Here is a 2,542-nt window from a genome sequence, read left to right as displayed (position 1 = left end):
AGAGCAGAATTTAAAAACTTTCAAAGAGATATCCGGCTTAAGAAAAAATCAGAAAGATTTAGAAGAAAGTTTGAACGAATCTATATCTCAGAATAATGCAAAATATGATGAGTTAATAAATAATTTAAATAATAAACTAGACTCACAGAAAGAAGAACAAACTAGATTCTTAGAGGAAGAGAAAGAAAATCTAAATAAAAAGAACGAAGAATTATTAAACAATGTAAATGATACAATTAATCAAAATAATGCTAAGTATGAAGAATTGATTAATAATTTAAATACAAAAGTAGATGATAATACTTCTAAATTACAGGAAGAAATATCTAATAAGATAGATGAAAAACTTGAACAGAACAACACTAATTATAACAGTGTGATGTTGGAGCAGAATTTAAAAACTTTCAAAGAAATATCCAGTTTAAGAAAAGGTCAGAAAGATTTAGAAGAAAGTTTAAATGAGTCTATAGCTCAAAACAATGCTAAATACGATGAGTTAATAAATAATTTAAATAATAAATTAGATTCACAGAAAGAAGAACAAACAAGATTCTTAGAAGAAGAAAAAGAAAACATAAATAAGAAGAACGAAGAATTATTAAACAATGTAAATGATACAATCAATCAGAATAATGCTAAGTACGAAGAATTGATTAATAATTTAAATAATAAAGTAGATGATAATACTTCTAAATTACAGGAAGAAATATCTAATAAGATAGATGATAAAATCGAACAGAACAACACTAATTATAACAGTGTGATGTTGGAACAGAATTTAAAAACTTTCAAAGAGATATCAGGCTTAAGAAAAGAGCATAAAGACTTGGAAGAAAGCGTTAATGAAACTTATGCTAAATATGATAGATTGATTGAAAGTTTAAATAGTAAATTGGATAATCATTCAGAAGAACAAAAAAACTTTATTACTGAAAATGTTAATAATGTATTGAATGAAGCTTTAGATAAAAACGTTTCAAAATATGAGGACTTAATTGCTGAGAGTGAAAGAAAATTTGATGCTGTAATGTTAGAACAAAATCTTAAAACTTTCAAAGAAAATGAAAGCATAAAGAAAAAACAAAAAGATTTTGAAGAAGAAGTTCGTCAGTATTTTGAAAAGAATGATGAAAAATATAATAAGATTAGCGAACAAATAAATGAGATACTAGAGAAAAGCGGTATTAAATATGATGATTTTATAGAAGAATTAAATCAAAAATTAAATATGCAATTTGATGAGCAAAAAGAATATTTTTCTATAAAAGATAAAGATTTAGATAACAAGTATGAGGCATTCATAAGAAACATTAATGAAATATTAGATAAAAATAATGTTAAATATAATGAATTGGTTTCTAATATCAATAAATATAATACCAGCAGAGTATTAAATTCAAATAGGGTTGCTGATTCTTCTAATTATCATTCTAATGATAGATTGGTTAATTATATAGAAAATAGATTTGATGAAGAAAGTGCAAAAACTTCAAAAAGAATAAAAAAATTAGAAGATAATCAGATAAGAAATGATAAAGAAATTAAAAGAGTAAATAAAAAGGTAAGCGATGTAGCTATAGTATCTGTTTCTATTTTTATAATTGCTGTTATAGTATTCCTTGCTTATCAATTATTATAATGCATTTATGGAGGATTTAAAATTTTTATGGATATGTTTGAAGATAAATATAATTCCTCCAATTATGTAGATAAATTTGCTTATGAAAAAGAGTATTTATCATTAGGTTATAAATATATATGCGGTATAGATGAAGTAGGCAGAGGCTGTTTATTTGGCCCTGTTACTGTTGCTGCTGTTATAATGCCTTTAGAATTGGATAATGATGTCAATATAGTTAAAGAAAACATAGTGGAAGAAGTTGATGATTCAAAGAAAATATCAGCTAAAAAAAGAGAAGAACTTTATGATAAAATTATAAATAAAGCTTTATGTTACTGTGTTTATTCTGTTGATTCAAAAACTATAGATGAGATAAATATTTATAATGCTACAAAACTCGCTATGATTAAAGCTGTAGAAGGTTTATCTATAAAGCCTGATATTTTATTGATAGATGCTGTAAAATTGGAAACGGATATAAAACAATGTTCTATTACTAAAGGAGATTTTAAATCCTATAGTATAGGCTGTGCAAGTATTGTAGCAAAAGTAACCAGAGATAGAATGATGGACGAGCTTCCTGAAGAATATCAAAAATATAAAGTATCAAAGAATAAAGGTTATGGAACAAAAGAGCATATTAAGGCTATAGAAATGTACGGAGCAAGCGATATGCATAGATATTCCTTTGACCCTATAAAATCAAATAATAAAAAAGAAGAAGATAATTTATTGATATAAAATTTATTAATTTCTTATTTTGATAATTATATTTTATTTATAAATTAAAATGTTTTATAAGTTTAATAGGATTATATTTTCTGATTTTTATTATTTATAATCATTTCTATAATAATAATTTTTAGTATATACCTAAACAACTATATTTTGTCAAAATTAAAATTATATTTTCTTTGAATC

At 23.9% G+C, this 2,542-nt stretch carries 2 protein-coding genes; both read left to right on the top strand.

What is annotated here, in order from left to right; all coding sequences use genetic code 11:
• Window positions 1–1,639, top strand: a 1,639-nt coding sequence (locus R4K56_RS14620; protein WP_472298028.1) for a coiled-coil domain-containing protein, incomplete at its 5' end; no start/stop codon positions are given.
• A gap of 27 nt (window positions 1,640–1,666) precedes the next feature.
• The gene (locus R4K56_RS14615) at window positions 1,667–2,362 is read left to right on the top strand and encodes a ribonuclease HII (RefSeq protein ID WP_335758878.1); all 696 of its coding nucleotides are present in this window, start codon (window positions 1,667–1,669) and stop codon (window positions 2,360–2,362) included.
• Window positions 2,363–2,542: the final 180 nt, after the last annotated feature.

It is taken from the genome of Brachyspira pulli, assembly GCF_036997785.1.
In the GTDB taxonomy this organism is placed as follows: domain Bacteria; phylum Spirochaetota; class Brachyspiria; order Brachyspirales; family Brachyspiraceae; genus Brachyspira; species Brachyspira pulli.
Note: the sequence above shows the minus strand (reverse complement) of the source record. Positions and strands in the feature narration are given on the sequence as shown.